This window comes from Sphaerisporangium sp. NPDC088356 (assembly GCF_040685555.1).
GTDB lineage: Bacteria > Actinomycetota > Actinomycetes > Streptosporangiales > Streptosporangiaceae > Sphaerisporangium.
The window spans coordinates 20490-44843 of sequence record NZ_JBFBIK010000022.1; the positions used below are offsets into that span (position 1 = coordinate 20490).

Consider the following 24354-nt stretch of genomic DNA (forward strand, 5'->3'; position numbering starts at 1 on the left):
GCTGGCGATGAGGCGGCGGAGCGGAGCCGTGCGCGCCGTGAGGAGCGAGATGGATTTCGTGGCCGCCGACGATCTCGGCGAGGAGCTGGGCGAGCGCGCCACGCTGGTGCAGTTCTCCACGGCCTTCTGCCAGCCCTGCCGGGCGACCCGGCGCATCCTGTCGGAGGTCTCCGGCATGGTGCCCGGCGTGCGGCACGTGGAGATCGACGCGGAGTCCCGGCTCGACCTGGTACGGCGGTTCGACGTGATGCGCACGCCGACGGTCCTGGTGCTGGACGGCGCCGGCCGCGTGATCAAAAAGGCCTCCGGCCAACCCCGCAAGGTGGATGTGATCGCGGCCCTCGGGTTCGCGGCATCTCATGAGTCGGACGCGACGTGACAGATGGCAAGACGGCGAGTACTGTCGTGGACATGACACCCTCGGCAGAGCTGCTGACGAAGCGGCGCGCGGTTGATTTCTGCCGCGTAGCCACCGCGCTCTGTCGTATGGCCTGAGGGCGATCGCGCGGTTTTCACCACCGCACCGCTCTGAATAGTGCCCGATCCATGCGTTTCCGGCACGATCCCTTCAGGAGCTTTCCGCCATGCAGGTCGATCCAAGAAGCACGCGGTTTTCCGCGGCGATAACGACGCTCATCCTGGCGCTGGTTCTGCTCACGGGCAATGCCTGGCTGCTCCTCGCCCAGGGCGTGGTCTTCACCCTGGGGGTCGCCGGAGTCTCACCGTATGGCCTGGTATTCAGACGATTGGTGCGGCCGAGAATCGGTCCGCCGGCGGAGATGGAGGACCCCGCCCCGCCTCGCTTCGCGCAGGGTGTGGGCCTGGTCTTCGCGCTCGTCGGCGTGATCGGGTTCACCGCGCAGATCACGCCCCTCGCGCTCGTCGCGACAGCCGCGGCCCTGCTGGCCGCGTTCCTGAACGCCGCCTTCGGCTTCTGCCTGGGCTGCGAGATGTACCTGATCGTCCGCCGTCTAATGCCCGCCGCAACCCGATAACGGGAGGTTCCCTAATGAGCCGCTCCGCCGTACTGGTGGACGCCGACTGGGTCGAGGCCAACCTCGACTCTCCTGGTGTCGTGCTCGTCGAAGTCGACGAGGACGCCAGCGCCTATGACAAGGGCCACATCCGTGGTGCCGTGAAGATCGACTGGAAGAAGGATCTGCAGGACCCGGTCCGCCGCGACTTCGTGGACCGTGAGGGCTTCCAGGCCCTTCTGTCGGCTCGGGGCATCGGCAACGACGACACCGTGGTCCTCTACGGTGGCAACAACAACTGGTTCGCCGCCTACGCGTACTGGTACTTCAAGCTCTACGGTCACGAGAACGTCCGTCTGCTCGACGGCGGCCGCAAGAAGTGGGAGCTCGACTCGCGCGAGCTGGTCACCGACGCGCCGGCGCGGCCCGAGACGCAGTACGCCGCCAAGGACCAGAACCTGTCGCTCCGTGCCTTCCGTGACGAGGTCGTCACCGCGATCGGCAAGCTCAACCTCGTGGACGTCCGCTCGCCCGACGAGTTCACCGGCAAGCTTCTCGCTCCGGCCCACCTCCCGCAGGAAGCGGCGCAGCGGGGTGGCCACATCCCCACCGCCCGCAACATCCCGTGGTCCAAGGCGGCCAACGACGACGGCACCTTCCGGTCCGACGAGGAGCTCCGCACGCTCTACGCAGGCGCGGGTGTCGACTTCGACAAGGACACGATCGCCTACTGCCGCATCGGCGAGCGTTCCGCCCACACCTGGTTCGTGCTGCACGAGATCCTCGGCCAGGCGAACGTGAAGAACTACGACGGCTCGTGGACCGAGTACGGCTCGCTGATCGGCGTGCCGATCGAGTTGGGGGAGGCCCGCTGATGACCGTTCAGGGTTGCGCCGCACCGGAGCAGACCGTCACGCTTCCGCCCGGGATCGATCTGTCGACCCAGGCCGTCATTCAGGGTGTCGTCACCGGCGCCGGCACGGCATACGCCCGTCTCCTCGACCACTCCGGCGAGTTCACCGGCGAGGTGGTGGTGTCCGACGAGGGCATCTTCCGCTTCTTCGCCGCGCCCGGCTCCTGGACCGTCCGCATCATCGCGGGCGGCGGCGTCACCAAGGACGTCACCGTGGAGGCCCGCCTCGGCGAGGTCTCCCAGCTCCAGGTCGCCGTCTGACGATCGCCCGCTAGCCTCGCCGTCCGGGCGGTACGGCTACAAGGCGTGCATCTCGTCGAGAGGGCCGGCGTTCCCGCCACGGGGACGCCGGCCCTTTCGCGTGTCAGCGACGGGAGAGCCGGCCTTTCGCGTGTCAGTGACGGGAACGCGGGCCCCTTCGCGTGTCCCGACTTTCCCAGACCTTGTTCAGGGATTCCCCAAATGGGATCTCTTCCCCTGATGCTGCTGCGACGCGTGGTGAGCCGTCGATAGGATGCACCGGATGTCCGAATCCACCCGCACCCCCGCCGTATGGTCGCTGCCGTGGCACACCCTGAGCCTGGCCGGGCGATGCCTGCTGCCGCTGGTCATGTGGTACTCGGCGGGGCAGCTGCTGCGCTTCGGCCTGCTCGCCGCCGGCACCGACCTGTCGCACGGCTCCATGCGCGACCTGCGGCTCGTCGTGACGATGCTGCTCTTCATCGTCATGGTCCTGGCGAACATGATCGTCAGCGTGGGGATGTTCTACACGCTTCGCGGGGCGCTGTCGGAGATGCGCGCCAGGCGGGGGGACGGCGAGGAGGACGAGGGCTTCGTCGGCAGCCTCAGCAGGGTCATCGTGCCCTTCGTCGCGCTCTACCTGAGCTGGGGCTGGCATCTCGACGACGTGCGAGCCTTCATCACCACCGACATCACCCGGCAGAGCGGAGAGAAGGGCTATCTCGGCGCCTTCTACGACATCTCCACCGGGCAGGCCCAGGACACGGGCCTCGGGCTCATCGGACTGAACTTCAACGTGACGCTGGCGATCATGATCGCCGCCTTCCTGGGAAGATATTTCCTCACGATCTGGCATGAGAAGCGGGGGAGCCGCTCCACGGCCCTCGCCGTCGCCTTCTGCGAGCTCTCCTTCTTCTACTACGGCGCGCAGGTCGTCGCCTCCCGTGGTGACTGGGTGGGCAGCCGCGCCGCCATGACCTGGTGGAACGACCTCATCGCCGGCCTGGAAGTCAACGTCCCCGGCTGGGAGGCGTTCTGGAGCGCGGTCGGCGCGGTCAAGCCGTACGCCTGGGACGCGCTGGTGCTGCCCGCCGCCTGGCTGACCGTCGCGATCCTCATGTACGGCGCGTACGCCGAGGACGCCGGCACCGTGATCAAGGGCACGAAGCTGGAGACCACGGCCGCGCAGGCCGGACAGGCGATCACCGCGCGCACCCACTCGCTCACCCGCCAGACCCTGACGCGGTTCTTCGGCCGCTGGGCACACTGGGTGGCGCTGGCGAACACCGTGCGCCTGGTGGTGCGGGGCGGCGCGCCGCTGTTCGGGATGTTCGCCCTCTGCTTCGCGGCGATCAAGGTCGGCGAGGGGTACGCGCAGCGCGGTCTGCAGTACCTGGCGGGCAACGACTACCCGGTGCTCTACTGGGACGTCGTCTTCGTGCCGATCAACTTCGCGGTGGACCTCGCGGTCACCGTGCTCACCACCTGCCTGCTGGCGGCGACCTTCGACGTCGCCGCCTCCGCCGAACGGCGGCGCGCCGCGGCGGTCAGCGACCGAACCGCAGCGCCGGCCCCGCCTCCCGCTCTCCCGCGTAGAGACTCGGCCAGAGCATCAGCTCGACCTGGTCGACCAGTTCCTTCGGGACCGCGCTCAGCAGGGTGAAGCGTCCCGGCACGCCGGGCGAGAGCTCGTCGGGAACCTTCCGCGGCTCGGCCGTCCACGTGCGGCCCGCCTTGTCGGCCATGTAGAAGCCGGGCAGGCTGTAGGAGTACCTCGTGCCTTCGGCGTTCAGCGCGGTGGCCTGCACGTCGATCTGGATCATGGTGCGGTCGGGTAGGTCCGGCCGCTGGTCCGGCACGACGGCGATGCCGAGGAGCCGCCACTTCGCGTCCGCCAGCGGCACCTCCTGGCCGGGCGACACCTGCTGGACCCGCGCGGGAGGGACGCTCTTCTCGAACCGGTTCAGCGCGTCGTACCCCCGTATCGCGAGGAACGCGGCGGTCAGCCCGACGGCCCCGGCGAGCTGCACGCCGATCTTCACCGCCTTCGGCATCGGGCGCCGACGCCGCCGCGAGGGCTGCGCGGGCGGGGAAGCCTGCGCGACCGGCGCGCTCGGCGAGGGCCCGGGGTACGGCGCCTCGAAGGGGGCCGGAACCGCCGCCGGGGACGGCGCGGGAGGCGGCCACGGCTGGCGGCGGGGGGCCGGCCCGTCCTGGATCACGGGGATCGGCACCGTGGAGCTGCCTCTGGGCTCCGGCTCGGGCGGAGGCCAGACCCTGGCGTCGGGGCGGGGCAGGCGTTTGGAGGGGGTGAACCAGGACGGCTCGGCGGCGGGAGGGCTCCAGACGCCGGTGTCGTCGGGATTCTGGTCGCTCATCAGCCGCTCACCTCGTAGACGTCCTTCGCGGCATCGGTCAGCTGGCGGGCCTTCGCCTGGTCGAGACCGGGATCGAGCGCGATTTCCGGCATGTAGTCGGTGCCGAACAACGTCGCGGGCTCCGCGACGACGACCCGGGCACCCGCGACCTTGTCCACGGGGAGGTCGAAGAAGTAGAAGCCGGAGCGCCACCAGGCCGGCTGGATCCACTTGTCCCCGAGCGTCGCCCCGGCGTCCACCCGGTCGGTGGGTTCGAAGCGCAGGCCGTCGGCGGTGATCACGTGCGCGGTGATCCGGAGGGGCCGGCGGGGTGAGGTGAGCCCCACCTTGGCGATCAGGAAGACCTGGTCGGCCGTGGCCTCCTCGGTCCCGTACTGCTTCTTGACCCGTACGGACCTGGCGAACTCCACGCGTTCGAGGCGGGCGGAGAAGTGCGAGGTACGCAGCTCCTGGTGCATACCGCCGGACACGGTCAGAGGGGCCCTCCTCTGGTCGACCGTCAGCACGTACGTCTGGACGTAGACCGCGGCGCACACCAGCGCGAGCCCGACGACCGCGCTCACCGTCCTGCGCCAGAGCGGAACGCGGCGGCGCGGCGGCTCGGGACGCGCGGGCGCCGTGGGGGGCGCGTCGGGCACGAGGCTGCGGGAGGCGCCCATCACACCTCCTCCACGCGGACGGGCAGGTCGACCTGGGCGATGATTTTGGGCGTGTAACTGGCGGTGGCGCCCTTCTTGCGGTCCTCCGCCGTCAGCGGCTCCTGCTCCTCCACCCGCTCCCAGTAGTGGGTCCGGTAGGTGAAGCTCTCGTGCCATTCGTAGGTGCCGGCGTCGATCTCGACCCTCTTGGGGGCCTGCTGGCCCGCCTGCAGTTCGAATGCCATGACCACGGTCGCGGGCACCCCGGGATGCAGCTGGCCGTACGTGTGGCCGCCTGAGATCGTCACGACGCGGGGGCCCAGCGTCGTGGCCGATGGGCGGGCCTCCTTGATGGGCTTCCCGTCGGCCCTGACCGCGACCAGCGCCGAGTTCATCATCTCGGCGATGAACGTCGCCTCGGAGGTGTTGGTCACCTTCATGGTGATCTGCAGGTAGCGCTTGTCGGAGATGCCGAGGCCGTCCTTGCCGCCGGGGCGGACGACGGCGTCCTCGAAGAGCGTGGTCATCCGCCCCTGGTCGACCTCCGCGCCCTTACCGAGCTGCTCGGGCTTCTCCTTCGGGGCGTCTTCGAGGCCGCCGAAGGCGGCGCCCACTCCCACGGTCGCGGCCGCCAGAACGGCCAGGACCGGCAGGAGGACCGGTCGCCGTCGTGAACCGCCGCTCGTAGGGGTGGACGTCATGCCACAGGATGGTAGTCGTTGCTTGTTCCCCTTCCGCCTCGTTGGTCCCACCAATGAGCGCTACAAGTCCGCAACTATGCAGGGACCCGGCAAAGGTCCGGGGAAACGGTGTTCCCGGGAGTGGCGAAACCTGACCGCCGGTTGTGGAGATGCCCTGCGGGCTTTGGGACGTGATCGATAACATGCCCACGATGTCCGAAACGCTGGCCTTGGGGGCTGGGTCACCGCAGGCGTCCTCCGCCGTCCGATGGTGGAGGCGGTCGCCGTACGGGCTGCCGCTCTACACGCTGGCCATCTGGGGGCGCCGCCTCGTCCCGCTCGTGCTGTGGTTCACCCTCGGCAAGCTGGGGCGCTTCGGGCTTCTCGTGGCCGGGTCCGAGCTGTCGCACGGCTCCTTCCGGCAGTGGCGGCTCGCGGGCGTCATGCTGATCTTCATCGTCATGGTGATGCTCGGCATGATCGTCACCGTCGGCATGCTGCACTCGCTGCGCGGGGTGCTGACGGAGACGCGTGCCCGGCGGGCCGAGGGCGCCGGGGGCGAGCCGCTGCTCACCGGGCTAGGCCGGGCGATCATCGTCTTCGTCGCCATCTACCTGGCGTGGGGCTGGCAGACCGCCGACGCGCGCGAGTTCGTGGGCGCGGACCTGGAGCGCTACGCCGACCAGTACGACACCTACACCGCCGCACTGCTGAACAACGCCCTGGGTGCGGGACAGGGGACGCCGGCCGAGCCCGTGCGCCCCGACGCCGGGACCAACCTCCTGCTCGACCTGAAGGTGGCGATCGTCTTCACGGCCGTCGCCATGGTCGCCCGGTACGTGCTGTCGGCACTCCACGAGCGCAGGGGCGGGGCGAGACTGGCCTTCGGCGTCGCCTTCTGTGAGCTGGCGTACACCTTCTATGGCGCCGTCCTGGTGTTCACGGTGGCCGAGAACCGCTCGGGGTGGCTCGGGCGGCGGGTCGCCACGGCATGGTGGAACGACCACTGGGCCGCGCTCGAAGCGGCGGTGCCGGGCTGGCGCACCGCGATGGAGTGGCTGGGCGACATGCGTCCCCACATCGTCGAGGGACTGGTGGTGCCGCTCACCTGGCTCACTCTGGCCATCCTGGTCTACGGGGCGTACTCCGAGGACGGGCGCGCCCTGATCAGGGGCACCTCGCTGGAGCGGGCCGTCGGCGCGGTCGAGCGACGCACCCACCGGCTGACCCGGCGTGGCACGCGCATGCTGTACGTGCGTGCGGGCCTCGACAGGTGGCCCCCGGTGCTCAACGCCCTGCGGCTGACCCTGCGGGGCGGTGCTCCGCTGTTCACGGTGATGTGCCTGTGCTACATGCTGCTCCACGTGGGCGCGGACTACGCAGAGCGAGGGGTGTACTACCTGATCGGCACCGCCCACCGCCAGCTCGAATGGGAGGTCTACCAGATCCCCGTCCAACTTCGGCCGGGACCTGCTGTTCACCACGCTGACGCTCTGCCTGCTCGCGGCCACCTTCGACGTCGCGGCGACGCGTCAGCGTGCGAAGCGCAGCGTCTCGCGGGGCGAGTAGCTCAGCACCAGCTCGGCGGTGTCCCCGAGCGCCTTGGGCACGGCCGTGACCACCGTGAACCGCGACGTCTGCCCCACCTTCAGGTCCAAGAACGTCGGCGACCCGGCCGGCAGGGCCTCCCACTCACCGCCGGCCCTGTCGCGCGTCTGGAAGTCCGGGGTGCGGTAGGCGGTTATGTCCCGGGCCGAGAGCGGGGTGACCTGGACGGTCGCGACCAGTGAGGTGGCGGCGGGGTCGCCGCCGGGCGACCGGGGGCCCGGCGCCAGACTGACCTGCCAGCGCATGCCGTGCAGGGCGACGCTCTGCCCGGGCGGGACGTCCTTGACCACCTCGGCGGGATACCTGTCGGCGACCCACGCGGAGCGATCCCGCCACTGCACGCCGATCGTGACCGCGACCAGCGCGACGGCCGTGAGGAAGAGAAGGACGCCGCGCAGCGCACGCGGAAGCCGCCGCCGCGAAGGCGTCCGGGGAGCCGTCTCCGAACCCGTCGGCGGAGTCGTGGCGGCCGTCCAGACGGCGGGCCATGAGCCTGTGGAGGCGGGTGAGACGGCGGGCAGGGAGCCCGTGGAGGTCGCATCGCGGTTGACCGGCTTGAAGGCGTCCCACGACGAGTCCTCCGGCCCTGGGGTGGTCCTCTGCGTCTCGCTCAAGCGCTCACTCCTCGGCCACCAGCTGCCATGAGGTCTTCACGTCGTCGATGTCGTCGGCCGAGAGGGCCAGCGCGGCCTCCGGGAGCAGCTGGTTGTAGCGGTTGGGGTAGATCTGGTCGTAGATGCCGTTCGAGGAGGGCGCGGACACGACGATCGAGGCCCCGCGCACCGCCTCCGGCGGGACCTCGAACACGAAGACCACGTCGACCCACCAGCCCTTCTGCACCGGCCGCTGGGCGAGCGTGAAGGCGGGGTCGACGCGGTCGGTGGCCGTGTAGTCGATGCCGTCCGCGGTCCGGAGCCACGCGTTCTCCAGCCGTGTCGGCTCCCCCGGAGAGGTCGCGCTGACCGAGGCGACGACGAAGACGTCTCGGGTGCCCACGCGCGTCGACTTCCTGATCTTCACGTGACCGCTGTCCGGGTCGGTGCCGGTGGTGAGCAGTGTCAGGGACGAGGCGGCCACGACCTTGCCGAGCCTGGCGCTGAACCTGCCGGTCGAGGCGACCCCTCCGGCCGCCGCGCGGGAGGTCAGCGGGGCGTCCAGATCTTCCTTGTCCATGGTGAACGTGTGGGCGTAGACGGCCGCGGCGCCGATGGCGAGCGCGACGGCCCCGTTGCCCAGGCGCCGAAGCAACCGCCGCCCGTGAGAGCCCCCGCTGGTCACGCCGCCCTCCGTACGGGCAGGGTGACCTGCGCGACGATCTCGGGCTTGTCGTCGTCGCCCCTCACCAGCTGGGCGGTGCGGTGTCCGGTCAGGTGATCCTCGTGGTTCTCGTACCTGCCGACGTCGATGTCCAGGAGGTCCGGGTACTGGTCGGCGCCGGGCTCGGTCTCCGACGAGCTCTGCTTGCGCAGCCGGAGCACCACGGACGAGGTCCGCTTCGGCGGCAGGAGCCTGCTGGGGGCGCCGTCGCCCGGCACCGTCGTGTCGTACAGCCAGGTGTCCCCGGCGCCGGGCATGCTCCCAGGGACCATCAGCTTCTCCCCGTCGCGCGACACGACCCGCAGCAGGGAGTTCTCCAGGTACGCCAGAGGCACGCTCACCTCCGCGTTGTTGTAGATCTTCAGGCTCAGGTCGAGGACGGTGTGCTTGGGCGCCGAGGGATCGTCGGCGTCGAAGGCCACGTCGTGCACGACCGCGTCCTCGATCTTCGTGCGGAACACGTCCTGGTCGATCTCCTGGCCTGCCGCCCGCCGCGGGGGCTTCTCGGGAGGGGCCTCCCTCAGCCCGCCCAGCGCGGCCACGGCGCCGAGGCTCGCGGCGGCGAGCAGGACGACCGCCGGGACCAGGATCGGCCGCCGGCGACGGCTGCCGCGGGGGACGGAGGACGTCATGCCACACGATCGTAATCGTGAACGGTTTCCCATCTGACTCGTTCGTCCCGTTAGACGGGCGGGATGCCAGGAATCTGGTCCGAATGGCGAGAACCCTGCCCCTATAGGGGGTCTAACTCATACGCTGTCACAGTCGGAGAGCTAGTTCACGGGCATGGGGCCGGCAAGCTCCCCAGCGAAGCGCGACCATTGACAGGTGGAGGTCCGGTGGCGGACGTGCACCCAGAGCATGCGCAGCTGCAGGCTGACCGGATCTATCTGGGCTGGCAGTACGCGATGCTGTACCCCGATCCTGGCCCGCCGCCAAGGCGCCCCTCGCCCGGAGAGATCTCCGAGGAGCCCGCCCCGGTCGACCCGGCCTGGGTCCGCAGGGAGCGCCTCCAGGAGGACCTGCTCAACCGCCCCGTGAAGATCGTCGGGATCTTCATGGGCATCCTCGCGATCCTCATCCTCGGCCTCGGCGTCAGCGAGATGATCGGCTGGCCGTTCGTCGTCATCGGGCTGGTCGCCACGGGAGGCGTGGCCACGATCTGCGGGTACGCCGTCCACCAGGGCGAGCGGGCGCTCCGCTCCCGCATCAGGGAGCAGGAGTCGCGGGCCGACCAGCGCCGCGAGCGCCGCGAGCGCGAGCTGTTCGACGCCCAGGAGGAGCACGCCGAGCGCTACCGCGAGTGGGCCGCCAGGAAGGAGCAGTACGACAGGCAGCTCACCTGGTACGCCGTGGCCGTGCCCGACGAGATCGACCGCATCGACGTGGCGGGCGGCACGCTGCCCGGCTGGTCCGCGCTGATCACCCTGCTCGGCGCCACCCGGCTGTACAGCGGCGGCCACCTCACCGTGCTCGACCTCTCCGAGGGGGCGATCGCCAAGGACCTCATCGAGCTGGCCAGGCGCGGTGGCGACGACCCCCTGGTGTGGGTCCTGCCGGTCGACCTGCCGAGGCTCGACCTCGGCGCGACGCTGCCGCCCGAGGCGTTCGCCGACGTGCTGGCCCACGTCGTCAGCGTCAGCGAGGAGCACCGCACCACCCGCGACCTGAGCTTCGACAACGCGATCCTCGAACGGGTGCTGGAGGTGCTCGGCGAGAACGCCACGATCAACCAGGTCACGGCCGCGCTGCGTGCCCTGGCCCAGGTGGGCGACCCGCGCGACGACCTGCGGTACGGCCTGCTCACCGCCACCCAGCTCGAACGCATCGGCACCCTGTTCGGCAGGGGCGTGACCGACCGCGTGGTGATCGAGCGCGCCTGGGCGCTCGAATCCCAGCTCCGCAAGCTGGAGACCCTCGGCTCCGAGGCGGTGAAGCTGCCGCCCGCGCGGCTGCGCGTGGTCTCCATGGACCGCCAGGCCGGCGTCTTCGGCAACCGCGTGCTCGGCACGTACGTCGCGACCGCGCTGACGCACATCCTGCGGCAGTCACCGGCCTCCGAGCGGCCCTGGTACCACACGATCATCGTCGCGGGCGCGGACAAGCTCAGGGGCGACGTGCTCGACCGGCTGATGGACGCCTGCGAGACCTCGCAGACGGGCCTGGTCCTGACCTACCGCTCCCTCACCCCCACCGTCAGGGAGCGCCTCGGCCGGGGCCACGCGGCCGTCGCGTTCATGCGCCTCGGCAACGCCGAGGACGCCAGGGTGGCCAGCGAGCACATGGGCACCGAGCACCGCCTGGAGCTGGCACAGCTCACCGAGACCATCAGCCCGGCCGTCGACGGCGTGAACGGCTCCTACACCTCCACGGTCGGCGACGGCGCCGGTCGCACCGGTCCTGAGGAAGAGGAGAAGGGCGAGGGTGGTCTGAAGGAGGGCATCACCGAGTCCACCGAGTGGGGGCGCAGCGCGAGCAAGGCCATGGGGGAGGAGCGAGTGCTCCACCGCAGCAGGGAGTTCCTGGTCGAGCCGCACCAGCTCCAGCAACTCCCCACGACCTCGGTGATCGTCACTCATGCGACGGCCGAGGGGCGGCAGGTGCGGCTCGCCGACGCCAACCCGGCCATCCTCACCTTCCCCAAGACCACTTTGGGGGAGTTCGAGGAGGTTCGCCGGGTCATGCTGACCCCGCCGGAGCCCGAGCCCGTGCCCGAGGAGGACCCGTTCCCGCCCAATCTGGGCCCGCCGCCCGAGCGCCTCGACTGGCGGACAAGGCATTGAACAGGTAATCCCCTGGCAAACGTCAATGGCATTAGGGATTTGAGCTTGATATGCAGGCAAGCGTGTCCTCCGCAGCGCCCAGCGCGCCGTTCCCGCTGAGTGGTCCGTGGTATCGCATACAGGCGATCACGGCCCCTTCGCGTAGCTCGTCGGCAGAGTGGGATTTCGTCACCGTCCTGCCCGCCGTGCTCTCCGCCGCACAGCGCAACCGGCCCTTCGTCATCGGGTGGCTCTCCCGCGGATCCGGCGCGCCCCTGGAGCTGATCACGAACGCCGGCCCGCTCACGCCGCCGCGCCCCCCTCGGCGCGCCTCCAGCGCCACCGTCGAGGAGCCGCCACAGGGGCCGCAGCCGCTGCTGTTCCCCGGCGGCGCGCGCGGCGTGGAGATCGGCGACGACTGGCTCGCCGACCTCGCCGACCTGGCGTGGACACCCTGCCCCGGCCGTCAGGCCCCGCCGCTCAACGGCCGCAGGGAGCCGAGCCCCGACGAGCTGCTGCGCCCCACACTGTTCGAGTCCACTCTGGTCACGCTGATGTCGCGCCCGTTCGCCTGGCTCGTCGTGGCCGAGCCCACCGACCTGCTGGACGCCGAGGTGGCCCACCTGCGCACCCAGCTCAACGTGCTGCGGCAGTACGGCGACGCCTCCGAGCGCAGCCGGTTCGACGCCGAGCGGGCCGAGCGGCGGATGCAGGAGCTCGACGCCTTCCGCGAGGCGGGGCTGTGGAACGTCCGGGTGCTGGCCGGCGCGGCGGGCCCCGGCGAGCTGCGGCAGATCGCGCCCGTCCTCGTCGGCTCGGTCGAGATGAGCCACCACCCCTACCGGCTGCGCAGCGCGCTGTCGCTCCCCATCCTCGCCGGGTTCGGCCGGGCCACCGCCATTGAGCCCGTGTACGGCTTCGCCGAGGCGCTGGGCGTGACCCTCCAGGATTCCGCCGACGGCGCGGCATCGCCCTTCGCGGCCACCGCAGGGGCGCTCGCCGCCCTCGCCGGGCTGCCCCGCCGGGAGGTCCCCGGCGTGCGGGTGCTCGACGCGGGGTTCTTCGACGTGACCAGCGAGGCCGACGTACGCAACACCGGGGAGCCCGTGCTCGACCTGGGCGCGATCATCGACGGGCAGGACCGCGCGGTCGGGTCGTTCCGGGTGCCGCTGGCGACGCTCAACCGGCACGCCTTCATCACCGGGGCGACCGGGTCGGGCAAGTCCCAGACCGTGCGCCACCTGCTGGAGCAGCTCAGCGAGGCCGGCATTCCGTGGCTCGCGATCGAGCCCGCCAAGTCCGAGTACGCCGCGATGGCCGGGCGCCTGGAGCACCTGGCGCCGCTGACCGTGATCAACCCCTCGGCGCCGGACAACGTCCCGTTCAGTGTCAACCCCCTCGCTCCCGAGCCGGGCTACCCGGTGCAGGCGCACATCGACATGGTCAGGGCGCTGTTCATGGCGGCCTTCGACGCCGAGGAGCCGTTCCCGCAGATCATGTCCCTCGCGCTGCAGCGGGTGTACGAGGCCAACGGGTGGGACGTCGTCACCGGTGGCGGCATCCCGGGCGCCGCGGTGCAGCCGGCCGTGCCCACGCTGGAGCAGTTGCAGACGCACGCCCTTGAGGTCATCCAGGAGATCGGGTACGGCAGGGAGGTCCAGGCCGACGTCGAGGGCTTCATCAGCCTCAGGCTCCGCAGCCTGAGGGTCGGCTCGGCGGGGCGGTTCTTCGAGGGCGGCCACCCCGCGGACATCGGCGGACTCTTACAGCGCAACGTCGTGTTCGCGATCGAGGACGTCGCGAACGACGAGGACAAGGCGTTCCTGATGGGCACGCTGATCATCCGCATCGTCGAGCACCTGCGGATGCGCGCCCGGCAGGAGAAGGCCCGCGGACTTCAGCACGTCATCGTGATCGAGGAGGCCCACCGGCTGCTGCGCGACAGGGGATCCCAGCGGGCCAGCACCCACGCGGTCGAGCTGCTGGCGGGGATGCTGGCCGAGATCCGCGCGTACGGCGAGGGCATCGTCGTGGCCGAGCAGATCCCGACCAAGCTCATCGCCGACGTGGTGAAGAACACCGCGCTGAAGGTCGTGCACCGGCTCCCGGCCGAGGACGACCGCAGGCTCGTCGGCGCGGCGATGAACCTCAGCGAGGAGCAGTCCCGCCAGGTCGTCTCCCTCCAGCCGGGCATCGCCGCCGTCTTCGCCGACGGCATGGACCGCCCGCTGCGCATCCAGGTGCCGCTCGGCGAGGACCGCGAGCACACCCTCCTCGGCCCGATCCCGCCCATCCGCGGACGCCGGTCCGCCGCCTGCGGGCACGAGTGCACGACGGGCAAGGCGTGCACTCTGTTCGAGCTGCGCGAGGCCGACCTGCTCGCCGACGCCCCCGAGTGGGCGTGGCTGCGCATCTGGACCGACACCGTGGTGCTGGCCTTCTGTACCAACCGGTCGCTGCCGGGCGTGCCGCGCGTGCTCGCCGACATCTGGGCCGAGCTTCCCTCAAGGCGCCGCGAGTGCCTGCTCGCCACGCTCGTGGAGCGCGCGGTGGCCAGGCGGGCGTGGTCGCTGCGCACGTCCTACGACCCGGGCCTGCTCACGGTGAAGGCCGCCGAGGTGGCGGCGGCGCTGCTCGACCCCTCCGGGGAGGCCAGGCCGACTCCCGGCGAGCGTCCGGGCGCCGCGTGGGTGATCCCGCAGGTCCGCTGGGTCCACGAGGTCGACCGGCTCTTCCCGTACGGCCACCAGGCGCCGAACCTCCGCAGTCCGGCGCCCGCGATGGAGTACGCCCTGTTCGGCACCGACCCCTCCGGCCGGCCGTACCCGCACCTCGGGGTCAACGGATCGGGGCCGGTGGACACCGGGGCACGCACCGAGCTGCTCGGGCACCGCGCCAAGGCCCTGCGCCACCACCCGCTGTCGATGGAGATGGACCGCAACCGGGCGCTCGCCTGGCGGGTCCTGCTCGGCGACGACGAGCACGAGGGCATCCAGAAGGACTTCATGACCGTCGCCATCGGCATCGAGCCGCGTGACCGGGTCCGTCACATCGCCCAGACGATGGGCGCGGGGTGGCTGGAGACCGTCCTGGCCTGGCCTCGGCGGTTCGTGCTGCCGTTCGAGGGGGGCGCGGAGAACCAGGCGGAGCTGTCCTTCCTCGACTAGCGCCGCGCTCGCGTGGCCGGGCTTCGCGGCCTCCGTGCGGAACTCTTCGGCCGAGCCGCACTAGGATCACGGGCATGACCCAGCTACCGCTGCGTGCTCAGCTAGCGAGTGCCCTCGGGCGTACTGCCGCCACCCTGTCCCGGGTCACCGGGCGTGGCGACGGATCGGTGATCGGCGGACGCGTCGGGCTGATCCTGGAGCCCGACCTGCTGCGCAAGCTGGCCGCCGACCGCAAGCTCGTGCTGGTCAGCGCCACGAACGGCAAGACGACCACCACCCGGCTGATCACTTCAGAGCTTCAGGAGCTCGGCGAGGTCGCCACCAACGCCTTCGGCGCGAACATGCCCGCGGGTCACGTGTCGGCGCTGTCGCAGGCCAAGCAGGCGCCCTTCGCCGTCCTGGAGGTCGACGAGAAGTACCTCCCCGAGGTGCTCGACACGACCGGCGCGACCATCGTCTGCCTGATGAACCTCAGCCGCGACCAGATGGACCGCGCGGCCGAGATCTGGCTGCTGGCCCAGAAGTGGCAGCGCGCCCTGGCGGGCAAGGACACCCACGTGATCGCCAACTGCGACGATCCGCTGGTCACCTGGGGCGCGTCGACCGCCTCCCGGGTCACCTGGGTGTCCTGCGGGCAGCCCTGGAAGGAGGACTCGTGGTGCTGTCCCCAGTGCGGCGGTCCGCTCGACCGCAAGGGCAACGACTGGGCCTGCCGCGAGTGCACGTTCCGGCGCCCCGAGCCCACCTGGGTGCTCGACGACGACGCGGTGATCGACCCCCTGCGCCGGCGCTGGGTGCTCGACCTCCAGCTTCCCGGCCGGGCGAACCGCGCCAACGCCGCCATCGCGCTGGCGACGGCCGAGCTGTTCGGCCTGCCGGTCGACCGCGCGCTGCCGAGGCTCCGTGAGGTCAGGTCGGTCGCCGGGCGCTACACGACGGTCGAGCGCGATGGGCGCTCGCTGCGGCTGCTGCTCGCCAAGAACCCCGCCGGCTGGCTTGAGGCATTCGAGGTCTCCGACCCGTCCCTGCCGATCGTCCTGTCGGTGAACGCCCAGGGGCCCGACGGCCGCGACACCTCCTGGCTCTGGGACGTCGACTACCGCATCCTGAGCGGCCGTCCCGTATTCGTCACGGGGGAGCGGCGGCTCGACCTGGCACTGCGGCTCGACGTCGCCGGGGTGCCCTTCGAGCTCTGCGACACCTTCGACCAGGCCGTCGCCCGCCAGACGCCCGGCCGCGTCGACGTGATCGCCAACTACACAGCCTTCCAGCAGATTCGAGCGGAGTTCGGCCGTGCCGTCTGACAGCGCCCTGCGCATCGTATGGATCTACCCGGACCTGTTGAGCACATACGGCGACCAGGGCAACGTCCTGATCCTGGAGCAGCGGGCCCGCAAGCGGGGCATCCCCGTCGAGACCGTCTACGTCCGGTCGGCCGACCCGGTGCCCGACTCGGGCGACATCTACCTCATCGGCGGGGGAGAGGACCGGCCGCAGATCCTCGCGGCCGAACGGCTCCGGCGCGACGGGGGCCTGTGGCGGGCGATCGACCGCGGGGCGTCGCTCCTGGCGGTCTGCGCGGGTTACCAGATCATGGGGTCGGTGTTCGGCGGCGAGGAGGGCCAGCCGGTGGCGGGCATCGGCCTGCTCGACATCGAGAGCGCCCGAGGCCCCGCCCGCGCGGTGGGCGAGCTGGCCGCCGAGGTCGACACGGGGCTCGGCGGGCACATGCTCACCGGCTTCGAGAACCACATGGGCATCACCCGCCTCGGCCCCGGGGTACGGCCGCTGTCGCGCACCGTGGTGGGCACGGGCAACGGCGACGGCACCGAGGGGTGCCACGCGGGCAAGATCGTGGGTACGTACCTCCACGGCCCGGCGCTGGCACGCAACCCATGGCTCGCCGACGTGTTCCTGGGCTGGGCCACGGGTCCGCTGACCCCGATCGACGACAGCTGGTACGACAGGCTGCGCGAGGAGCGGCTCAGGGCCGTCCTGCCCCACTGAGCCGCCCGCGGCAGGGGTCCGGGCTCAGTAGACGAGCGCCTGGACCCCCTCGCCCAGCGCTTCCTCCACGAAGGTCGGGGCGCCGGCGATGCGCACGCCGTCGATCAGGTCCTCCACGCCGATCTTCCTGCGTGCCGCGCACTGCGTGCACACGGTCACCTTGCCGGCGGCCAGCACGATGTCGAGCAGGTCCTCAAGCGGAGTCGCCTCGGCGAGGGTGAACTCCTTGGCCCGGCCGGGCAGGCCGAACCACGCCGACTCCCCGGTCAGCCACAGGGACACCGGGACACCACTGGCCACGGCGGCGGCTGCGACGGTAAAGGCTTGATTGCACCTCTCGGGGGCGTCTGAACCTGCCGTCACCTTTATCACCATTGATCGTGCCATGGTCTGAGCCTATGCGGGGAGGACGGGGATCCACCAGGCGAATGTCCCGTTCGGTGTCGCGGTGCGAGCCGTACAGGCGGGCATTTAGGCTCATGTGCCATGGACTCCCAGTCAATGCATCCTGCCCTCGAGCCGATCGCCTTCCTGCTGGGCAGGTGGGAGGGCGCCGGAGTGGGCGGTTACCCGACGATCGAGAGCTTCCGGTTCGGCCAGGAGATCACCTTCGAGCACAACGGCAAGCCGTTCCTGAGCTACCAGAGCAGGACGTGGCTGCTCGACGACGAAGGCAACATGGTCAGGCCCCTCGCCACCGAGTCCGGGTACTGGCGGGCGCTGCCCGAGCGGCAGCTCGAGATCGTCCTGGCCCACCCGACCGGAATCGTGGAGATCTACCTCGGCGAGGTCGTGTTCAACAAGATCGAGATGCGGACCGACGTCGTCGCCCGCACCTCCACCGCGAAGGAGTACACCGCGGGGCACCGGCTCTACGGCCTGGTCGAGGGCAACCTCATGTACGCGTACGACATGGCCGCCGAGGGTCAGCCGCTGACCTCGCACCTGTCCGCCGAGCTGAAGAAGGTCGGCTGAGACCAGGTCCGGAACACGAAAAGAACCCCGGGCGTGCTCCGTCTCCTGATGAGACGGGCCGGCTGGACCATGGGAGGAGGGATCTCCCCCCGCCGGCTGCCCGGGGTTCCGGTGTCTGTCGTGGATTCGCCTGGACGCCACCAGTGCCCGGGAGGGCACGACGTCTGGACGGAAGGTCCTGACTTGGCGTTGCCCTAGCGGACAGCCACCTCGCTAGCCCAATAATGACTAACCATTGTTCGGACCACCTCCCTTCTGCGTGCTTCGTACGCTATGCGAGCACCTGCGGGGCGGGCAAGCGAATATTTCCGGCCGGCCCCAACCTGTGGAAACGGCGTCTCGCGAGATCCGGGAGCCGCCGTGCGGGTCAGTGTCCACCCGGCTCCGCGTACCGCCCCCTCGCCCCCCGCGCGGGCTCGTAGACTCGGTGCATGACCGGGACATGGCACGAGGAGCTGCGCGCGCGTGGATACCGAGTAACTCCCCAACGGCAGCTGGTGCTGGAGGCGGTCACCCGGCTGGGCCACGCGACCCCCGAGGACATCTGCGGCCAGGTGCAGGAGACGGCCAGGGGCGTCAACATCTCCACCGTCTACCGCACGCTGGAGCTCCTCGAAGAGCTGGGCATGGTCACCCACACCCACCTCGGGCACGGCGCCCCCACCTACCACCTGGCGAGCAAGGCCGATCACGTCCACCTGGTGTGCCGGGGCTGCGACCAGATCACCGAGGTGCGGCCCGAGCTGGTCGCCGGCATGGTGTCCAAGCTTGAGAGCGAGCTGGGCTTCGAGACCGACGTCCATCACCTGACCGTGTTCGGCCGCTGCCGCGACTGCCGCCCCTGAGTGCGCGGAAACCCGGCGGAGCGCAATAGCCTGGAGACATGCGAAGCCCTCTGCTCGACACGCCAGGAGCCGTAGCCGCCGAGACCCCCGATGACACCGTCGCCGCGCACTACGGCCGGCTGTACGCCGAGCAACACGCGCTCGCGGCAGGAGAGGCCCTGGTCGACCGGAGCAACCGCGAGGTCGTCCAGATCTCCGGCCCCGACCGGCTCAGCTGGCTCAACGACCTCAGCTCGCAGAAGCTCGACACGCTGGCCCCCGGCACGCCCACGCAGACGCTGCTCCTCGACGCGCAGGGCAGGCTGGAGCACCACCTGACGCTCGTCGACGACGGCCAGTCCGTCTGGGCGCACGTCGAGCCCGGCACCTCCGCCGCGCTGGTCGCCTTCCTGGAGAAGATGCGGTTCATGCTCCGCGTCGAGGTCGCCGACGTGACCGCCGCCTACGCCGTGGTGACCGTCCTCGCCCCCGGCGCCGGCGACGGAGCCGCACGGCCCGCGCCCGAGGGGGTCATCGCGATCGGCGGCGACCTCCTCGTCCCGCGCGAGCGGCTGGGCGGGTTCGCCGAGGAGCTGGGCCTGAGCCTCGCGGGCCTGTGGGCGTACGAGGCCCTGCGCATCGAGGCTCACATGCCCCGGGCCGGGTTCGAGACCGACCACAAGACGATCCCCCACGAGGTGGGCTGGATCGGCTCCGCCGTCCACCTCGCCAAGGGGTGCTACCGAGGCCAGGAGACCGTCGCCCGGGTGCACAACCTCGGCCACCCGCCGCGCCGCCTGGTGTTCCTGCACCTGGACGGCAGCGTCGACACCCTTCCGCACCACGGCGCGCCGGTGACCCTCGGTGTCGGATCGCCCAGGGAGGGCGACCCCGAGGCCGCGGTCGAGGGCAGCGCCGAGCCGGGCCAGGTGGGCTTCGTCGGCTCGTCGGCCCGCCACCACGAGCTCGGGCCCATCGCCCTCGCCGTGGTGAAGCGCACGGTGCCCGTGGACATCTCGCTGCTGGCCGGGGGCGTCGCCGCCGGCCAGGAGGTCATCGTGCCGCCGGACGCCGGGCGCAACGTCACCATCGACCCGAGCCTGCGCCGCCGCATCCGCTGACCCGGGCGGCCTGGGGGCCTCAGATCTCGATGATCAGCGTGATCGGGCCGTCGTTGACGAGCTCGACCTTCATGTCGGCCCCGAACACGCCGGTCTCGACGCGGGCGCCCGCGGAGCGCAGCTCGGCCACCACGGCGTCGACCAGGGGCTCGGCCACCGGGCCGGGCGCCGCCGCCTGCCAGGTGGGGCGGCGGCCCTTCCTGGCGTCGCCGTAGAGCGTGAACTGGCTGACCACCAGCAGGGGCGCGCCGATGTCGGAGCACGACTTCTCTCCCGACAGGATGCGCAGGCCCCAGAGCTTGGCGGCGAGCTTCGCGGCCTCCGCCGGGCCGTCGGTGTGGGTCACGCCGACCAGCACGAGCAGGCCCGGTTCGTCGATCGCCCCCACGGTCTGCCCGTCGACGACCACGGAGGCGGAGGTCACCCGCTGAACAACGGCACGCATGGTCCCCGATTCTTCCACCGCCGGCCACCGCTCTGAACGGCACCCGCGGGCCGTCCGTAAACTCTGGTGCGAAAGGAGATTAAGTGTCCGCTGCGCCATTGATTGTGGAAGTCGTCCGTTCCGGGTTCGTGGAGTCCGTCCACCGTGCCCGGGTCTTCGCCATGGATGCCGAGGGGGTGCCGGTGGCCGTGCACGGCGACGTCGCCGCGGCGGCCTCGCCGCGCTCGTCGATGAAGCCGTTACAGGCGCTCGGCATGCTCCGCGCGGGGCTCGATCTCGACGGTGAGCTTCTCGCGCTCGCCTGCGCGAGCCACTCCGGTGAGGACTTCCACGTCGAGGGCGCCTCCAAGATCCTCGCGAGCGCGGGGCTCGACGCGACCGCCCTCCTTTGTCCCGAGGACCTTCCCGGGGACACCGCGACGGCGCACCGCGTGCTGCGTGGCGGGGGTGGACCGGCCCGCATCACCATGAACTGCTCGGGCAAACACTCGGCGATGCTCGCGACCTGCGTGGTCAACGGCTGGCCGACCGCCGACTACCTGCATCCTGGCCATCCTCTGCAGAGGGCGATCCGCGCCACCGCCGAGGATCTGACCGGCGAGCGGGTCGCGGCCACCGGCGTCGACGGCTGCGGCGCGCCGCTGTTCTTCGCCTCCATGGCCGGGGTCGCGAGGGCATTCCAGGCGATCATGCTGGCCGGGCCCGGCACGTACGAGCGGCGGATCGCCGACGCGATGCGCGCGCACCCTGAGTGGACGTCGGGCACGTCCCGCCCCGAGGCCGCGCTGATGCGCGCGGTGCCGGGGCTCATGCTCAAGGCGGGGGCCGAGGCGTTCGACGCGTTCGCCTACGAGGACGGCCGCGCCGCCACGGTCAAGATCGAGGATGGCGGCCAGCGAGCGAGGGTGCCGGTGACGGTGGCCGTCCTGCGCGCGCTCGGGCTCGGGCTGGACGCCCCTGAGCTGGACGCGCTCGCCAACCCGCCGCAGTTCGGCGGAGGCAGGCCCGTGGGCGAGGTCCGGGTACGCGGCCAGGTGTGACCTCGCCGCCGCCGTACGGAGCCGGGCGTTCGGGCGGCTTCGTACGGCTCAGAGTGAGCGGCGGAACTGGCGGGACGCGGAGATCGCGCCCGAGGTGGTCAGGGTGAAGGTGCGCATGGAGTCGGCGAACTTCGACAGGTCCCACTCGGCGGGCCCGTTGTACCAGTAAAGGTGATCGGTCTGCCCGCCGTTGCCGTTCAGCGAGGCCACCACGCGCGCCCAGCGGTCCACGTTGTCGAACACCACGGCGTACGGCAGGTAGCGGGAGAACAGCTCGATCCGCTGGGCCTGCGGCGCCTCGCCGATCTCGCCCGAGGCGAGGTAGTCGCGGAATCCGAGCGTGTGGGCGAGGGCCGAGGCGCCCCTTGAGGTCTTGGCCGGCATGTACTGCCCGCCCACGGCCAGGGCGGCCCCCGCGATGATCAGCGCCAGGCCGATCAGGCCGTACGTCGTGAACCAGGCGAGCAGCACGGTGGCGAGCACGCCGAGGCCGGTGAGGATCACCCCGATCGTGGTCCAGCGGGTGCGCACCGAGTCGGGGCGCCGGGCGAACCAGCCCTGGGCGACGACGTCACGGTAGAGCGCGTCGCGCACCTTGCCGAGCCCGGCCGCGAACGAGCCGTGGAGCTGGGACAGCAGCACCGAGTCGCGCCCGTCGAAGATCGCCAGATGCAGCGCGCGCTCGTAGTCGAGCAGGCTCTCCACGGGCGCCTTGGCCACCTTCACCAGCAGCCAGTCGGGGGCGTCGTAGGTGCCGCGGGGCTGCTCCTCGATGTGGATGAAGCCGCGGACCGCGAGGTCGACGATGGTCGCCGTGACGTCGATCACGTCGGCCTGCTCGTCGATCAGTGTGCCGATCTGCCCCGGGCGCACGCCGTCGGGCGGCGAGAACCGGCCGTCGCGCACCGTGGTGACCGTGCCGCCCGCTTCGCTGTCGAGGATCCGGGCGTCCCTGCCCCGGGTCCAGTAGAGCAGGGCGATGCCGCCGAGCATCAGTACCAGCAGGGCGACGAGCGCGCCCCCGGTGAGCGGGCTGAGCGTGAAGGCGTTGGCCAGCTCGAACCGCCGCTCGAGGATCGGCCTGCCGCCGCTGGCGCCCGTGGGGAAGCCGGCGACGACGGTCAGCGCCTGGGCGGGGCCGAGTCCCTGCTGCTCGAACTCCGCCCGCGTGCCGCTCTCGTCCATGGAGGCCGCGGTGCAGCCGGTGGCGGAGGTCAGGTCTCCGGCGAAGCACGACAGGTTCTGGATGGGGGCCGGGCCGCTCAGCCTGACGACGGCGTCCTTGACGGGGGCCGACCAGCCGTTGACGGCGTACCAGCGCAGCTCCTCGCCGCCGCCGACCGGTGTGACGGCGCCCGCCACGTCGTACTCGATCGTCGCGGCGCCCTTGCCGCTCAGCGTGACGGTGTCGCCGGCGAGGGTGCCGTCACCCTTGAAGCCCGTGACGCGGTAGACGCGGTCGCTGGCGTCGTCGTACCGGGTCCTCGTGAGCAGCGTGCGCCGGACCTGTCCGGTGTAGGAGATCTGCTCCTTGACGTGGAGCACGCCGCCGGGGCGCAGCTCCACGGTGACGTCCGTCTTGTTCACACCGTCGGCCGCCGCGTGGGCCGGGGGCGCGAGGAGGACGGTCAGCGCGAGCGCGAGCGTGAGCCGCCGGGCGAGATTGACCATGAGCCGTCAGCCTAGTGGTCGGCGCGGGACAGCGGTACGAGACCCTCATAACTGATCATCTACCGACAAAAGGGGACGGGCACGCGACGGGATCGCGCCGTCCCCGGGCAGCTCTACCAGGGCCCGTACGGGCCGCTGTTCCCTCCGCCCCTGCCGATCTCGCCCACGGCGGGCTTCACATCGGCGAGGTAGATGCCCGACCCGATCACCGACGCGATGGTGAAGATGCTGAGCACCGAGAGGTACTGCACGGCGGCGGCGAACGAGAACAGGGTCGCGAGGCCGAGGATCAGCAGCCAGAGACGCTTGTTGAGCTTGCCCGCCATGGCGAAGGCCCGTGCAGGGGTTCTCACCGCGTGGACCAGAGCCCAGACACACAGGAGAAAGGCGCCGACGGCGAGCACCCAGAAAATGAGATCCAGGAAGCCGTGAATCTCCAACATCGCCTCTCCAAGGGGTCATGTGATTGGCCGGGTTCAGCCTAGCCCGGACGGAGACCTCCCGGGGGTCCGCGACGGTCGTCACGGCCTGGCCTGAACGTGCTGGACGGCCCGTGCCCGCACAACGCACACGGGCCGTACACCGACAACGGACGCGGCCCGCCCCGGGTTCCGGGACGGGCCGTGCTCATGCGGTGTTGTCGCGTTCAGGCCTTGGGGCCGGTGCCGCGGGTGCTCCTGCCCGTCTGCGCGGGGCGGGTGGCCGTCGCCGGTTCGGCGCTGCTGGAGACCTCTTCGAGCTCCAGCGCGGCCTCGCCCGTCACCTTGCTGACGACCTTGCGGCCACGGTTCGCGAACTCGTCGTACAGCATCGCGGCCCTGGAGGTGATGGTGTCGGCGTACTCCTTGGCCTTCTCGGGCAGGTCCTTGGCGACGGCCTCGGCCTTGACCTGCACGGTGCTGGCGTACTTCCTCGCGATGGTCGGCAGGTCACGGGCCGTGGCGCCCGACTCCACCCGGCGGGACTGCAGGCGCTGGATCTGCTCGGGCAGCTCGCGCAGCTTCTCGACCGCGAAGTCGCCCGCGCCGGCGACGGCGTAGAACGGCTTGGACTCGGCGAGCTTCTTGACCTCGGCGTTGAGAGGCATGGGTTAACCTTCCTTGGGTTCGGTTTTGATGCGGCCGTTCGACGAGGAGGTCACACCCTCCTCCGCGAGAACCGCGTCGACCTCTGAGGTCTCCGACTCGGGCCGGGCGTTCTGGGAGGTCCGCCCGGCCTCGGCCTGCGCCTCGGCTCGGTTCTCCTTGCGAAACGACTCGTAGATATCGATGAGCACCTGACGTTGCCGTTCGGTGAGAGTGCCGTCGGCCCGCACTGCGGCCAGCACGTCGCTGTCCGGCTCGCGGTCCTCGATGAGGCCCGCCTGCACGTAGAGCGCCTGCGACGAGATCCGCAGACCTTTGGCGATCTGGTTCAGGATCTCCGCGCTCGGCTTGCGCAGCCCGCGCTCAATCTGGCTCAGGTAGGGGTTCGACACCCCGGCCTGAGTGGCGAGCTGGCGCAGGGAGATCTTCGCCTGCTTCCGCTGATCGCGGATGTACTCGCCGATTGAGCCGACCTTCGGTAGTTCCATGCCTTAAGTCTGCATCACGGT

The 24354-nt window shown here is 70.9% G+C and carries 27 protein-coding genes; 16 read left to right on the plus strand and 11 right to left on the minus strand.

Going from position 1 to position 24354, the window contains the following annotated elements:
- Positions 1-7 precede the first annotated feature (7 nt).
- The 6 genes from AB0O34_RS11305 (at position 8) to AB0O34_RS11330 (ending at position 3790) form a co-directional block, all read left to right on the plus strand.
- Positions 8-379 carry a thioredoxin family protein gene (locus tag AB0O34_RS11305; protein ID WP_363915270.1) on the plus strand — a complete coding sequence of 124 codons (372 nt, stop codon included), beginning with the start codon at positions 8-10 and terminating at the stop codon, positions 377-379.
- 32 nt (positions 380-411) lie between these two features.
- Positions 412-495, plus strand: a complete 84-nt coding sequence (locus tag AB0O34_RS11310; RefSeq protein ID WP_363915272.1) for a putative leader peptide — start codon at positions 412-414, stop codon at positions 493-495.
- Positions 496-584: 89 nt separating this feature from the next.
- Positions 585-995 (plus strand): DUF4395 domain-containing protein, encoded by a 411-nt coding sequence (locus AB0O34_RS11315; RefSeq protein WP_363915155.1) that lies wholly within the window; start codon positions 585-587, stop codon positions 993-995.
- A gap of 14 nt (positions 996-1009) precedes the next feature.
- Positions 1010-1849, plus strand: a complete 840-nt coding sequence (locus AB0O34_RS11320; protein ID WP_363915157.1) for a sulfurtransferase — start codon at positions 1010-1012, stop codon at positions 1847-1849.
- A complete protein-coding gene (locus AB0O34_RS11325) occupies positions 1849-2148 on the plus strand; it encodes a DUF1416 domain-containing protein (RefSeq protein WP_363915159.1) in 300 nt (99 codons plus the stop codon). The genes AB0O34_RS11320 and AB0O34_RS11325 overlap by 1 nt, the downstream gene beginning before the upstream one ends.
- Before the next feature lie 262 nt (positions 2149-2410).
- Positions 2411-3790, plus strand: a complete 1380-nt coding sequence (locus AB0O34_RS11330) for a hypothetical protein (RefSeq protein WP_363915161.1) — start codon at positions 2411-2413, stop codon at positions 3788-3790.
- Here AB0O34_RS11330 and AB0O34_RS11335 read toward each other — a convergent pair.
- The 3 genes from AB0O34_RS11335 to AB0O34_RS11345 are packed head-to-tail and all read right to left on the minus strand — an operon-like array spanning position 3675 to position 5844.
- Positions 3675-4505 carry a hypothetical protein gene (locus AB0O34_RS11335; protein ID WP_363915163.1) on the minus strand — a complete coding sequence of 277 codons (831 nt, stop codon included), beginning with the start codon at positions 4503-4505 and terminating at the stop codon, positions 3675-3677. The two genes, AB0O34_RS11330 and AB0O34_RS11335, sit on opposite strands and share 116 nt — an antisense overlap.
- A complete protein-coding gene (locus AB0O34_RS11340; protein ID WP_363915165.1) occupies positions 4505-5164 on the minus strand; it encodes a hypothetical protein in 660 nt (219 codons plus the stop codon). The genes AB0O34_RS11335 and AB0O34_RS11340 overlap by 1 nt, the downstream gene beginning before the upstream one ends.
- The gene (locus AB0O34_RS11345; protein WP_363915167.1) at positions 5164-5844 is read right to left on the minus strand and encodes a hypothetical protein; all 681 of its coding nucleotides are present in this window, start codon (positions 5842-5844) and stop codon (positions 5164-5166) included. The genes AB0O34_RS11340 and AB0O34_RS11345 overlap by 1 nt, the downstream gene beginning before the upstream one ends.
- Before the next feature lie 191 nt (positions 5845-6035).
- Here AB0O34_RS11345 and AB0O34_RS11350 point away from each other — a divergent pair, with 191 nt between their 5' ends.
- Both AB0O34_RS11350 and AB0O34_RS11355 read left to right on the plus strand, forming a co-directional pair.
- Positions 6036-7613 carry a hypothetical protein gene (locus AB0O34_RS11350; RefSeq protein WP_363915169.1) on the plus strand — a complete coding sequence of 526 codons (1578 nt, stop codon included), beginning with the start codon at positions 6036-6038 and terminating at the stop codon, positions 7611-7613.
- The gene (locus AB0O34_RS11355; RefSeq protein ID WP_363915171.1) at positions 7588-8076 is read left to right on the plus strand and encodes a hypothetical protein; all 489 of its coding nucleotides are present in this window, start codon (positions 7588-7590) and stop codon (positions 8074-8076) included. Before AB0O34_RS11350 ends, AB0O34_RS11355 begins: the two co-directional genes overlap by 26 nt.
- Here the strand turns inward: AB0O34_RS11355 and AB0O34_RS11360 are convergent.
- Positions 8050-8709 (minus strand): hypothetical protein, encoded by a 660-nt coding sequence (locus AB0O34_RS11360; RefSeq protein WP_363915173.1) that lies wholly within the window; start codon positions 8707-8709, stop codon positions 8050-8052. The genes AB0O34_RS11355 and AB0O34_RS11360 overlap by 27 nt on opposite strands.
- On the minus strand, positions 8706-9380 hold the full coding sequence (locus tag AB0O34_RS11365) for a hypothetical protein (protein ID WP_363915175.1): 675 nt from the start codon (positions 9378-9380) through the stop codon (positions 8706-8708). Before AB0O34_RS11365 ends, AB0O34_RS11360 begins: the two co-directional genes overlap by 4 nt.
- A gap of 207 nt (positions 9381-9587) precedes the next feature.
- Between AB0O34_RS11365 and AB0O34_RS11370 the strand changes: the two genes are divergently transcribed.
- The 4 genes from AB0O34_RS11370 (at position 9588) to AB0O34_RS11385 (ending at position 16684) form a co-directional block, all read left to right on the plus strand.
- Positions 9588-11531 (plus strand): hypothetical protein, encoded by a 1944-nt coding sequence (locus tag AB0O34_RS11370; RefSeq protein ID WP_363915177.1) that lies wholly within the window; start codon positions 9588-9590, stop codon positions 11529-11531.
- A 62-nt stretch (positions 11532-11593) separates the two neighbouring features.
- Positions 11594-14677: an ATP-binding protein gene (locus tag AB0O34_RS11375; RefSeq protein ID WP_363915179.1), complete on the plus strand. Its 3084-nt coding sequence runs from the start codon at positions 11594-11596 to the stop codon at positions 14675-14677.
- 74 nt (positions 14678-14751) lie between these two features.
- On the plus strand, positions 14752-15981 hold the full coding sequence (locus AB0O34_RS11380) for a MurT ligase domain-containing protein (protein WP_363915181.1): 1230 nt from the start codon (positions 14752-14754) through the stop codon (positions 15979-15981).
- Positions 15971-16684, plus strand: a complete 714-nt coding sequence (locus AB0O34_RS11385; protein ID WP_363915183.1) for a glutamine amidotransferase — start codon at positions 15971-15973, stop codon at positions 16682-16684. Before AB0O34_RS11380 ends, AB0O34_RS11385 begins: the two co-directional genes overlap by 11 nt.
- Positions 16685-16708: 24 nt before the next feature.
- Here AB0O34_RS11385 and AB0O34_RS11390 read toward each other — a convergent pair whose 3' ends face one another.
- Positions 16709-17071: a DsrE family protein gene (locus tag AB0O34_RS11390; RefSeq protein WP_363915185.1), complete on the minus strand. Its 363-nt coding sequence runs from the start codon at positions 17069-17071 to the stop codon at positions 16709-16711.
- 99 nt (positions 17072-17170) lie between these two features.
- On the opposite strand from AB0O34_RS11390, the gene AB0O34_RS11395 reads away from it, so the two are divergent.
- From AB0O34_RS11395 to AB0O34_RS11405, 3 genes are all read left to right on the plus strand, one after another.
- Positions 17171-17659: an FABP family protein gene (locus AB0O34_RS11395; protein WP_363915187.1), complete on the plus strand. Its 489-nt coding sequence runs from the start codon at positions 17171-17173 to the stop codon at positions 17657-17659.
- A 431-nt stretch (positions 17660-18090) separates the two neighbouring features.
- On the plus strand, positions 18091-18504 hold the full coding sequence (locus AB0O34_RS11400) for a Fur family transcriptional regulator (protein WP_363915189.1): 414 nt from the start codon (positions 18091-18093) through the stop codon (positions 18502-18504).
- A gap of 38 nt (positions 18505-18542) precedes the next feature.
- Positions 18543-19604, plus strand: coding sequence for a folate-binding protein (locus tag AB0O34_RS11405; RefSeq protein ID WP_363915191.1), 1062 nt, complete (start codon positions 18543-18545; stop codon positions 19602-19604).
- Between the two features lie 19 nt (positions 19605-19623).
- Here AB0O34_RS11405 and dtd read toward each other — a convergent pair whose 3' ends face one another.
- A complete protein-coding gene (gene dtd / locus AB0O34_RS11410) occupies positions 19624-20049 on the minus strand; it encodes a D-aminoacyl-tRNA deacylase (RefSeq protein WP_363915193.1) in 426 nt (141 codons plus the stop codon).
- 83 nt (positions 20050-20132) lie between these two features.
- On the opposite strand from dtd, the gene AB0O34_RS11415 reads away from it, so the two are divergent.
- Entirely contained in the window at positions 20133-21089 is a 957-nt protein-coding gene (locus AB0O34_RS11415; protein WP_363915195.1) for an asparaginase, read from the plus strand.
- 48 nt (positions 21090-21137) lie between these two features.
- Here AB0O34_RS11415 and AB0O34_RS11420 read toward each other — a convergent pair whose 3' ends face one another.
- From AB0O34_RS11420 to AB0O34_RS11435, 4 genes are all read right to left on the minus strand, one after another.
- Positions 21138-22760: a DUF2207 domain-containing protein gene (locus tag AB0O34_RS11420; protein ID WP_363915197.1), complete on the minus strand. Its 1623-nt coding sequence runs from the start codon at positions 22758-22760 to the stop codon at positions 21138-21140.
- 113 nt (positions 22761-22873) lie between these two features.
- Complete coding sequence (locus AB0O34_RS11425; RefSeq protein WP_363915199.1) at positions 22874-23203, minus strand: DUF2516 family protein; 330 nt, start codon at positions 23201-23203, stop codon at positions 22874-22876.
- Between the two features lie 203 nt (positions 23204-23406).
- A complete protein-coding gene (locus AB0O34_RS11430; protein WP_363915201.1) occupies positions 23407-23847 on the minus strand; it encodes a hypothetical protein in 441 nt (146 codons plus the stop codon).
- A gap of 3 nt (positions 23848-23850) precedes the next feature.
- Positions 23851-24333 carry a helix-turn-helix transcriptional regulator gene (locus AB0O34_RS11435; RefSeq protein ID WP_363915203.1) on the minus strand — a complete coding sequence of 161 codons (483 nt, stop codon included), beginning with the start codon at positions 24331-24333 and terminating at the stop codon, positions 23851-23853.
- Positions 24334-24354 lie beyond the last annotated feature (21 nt).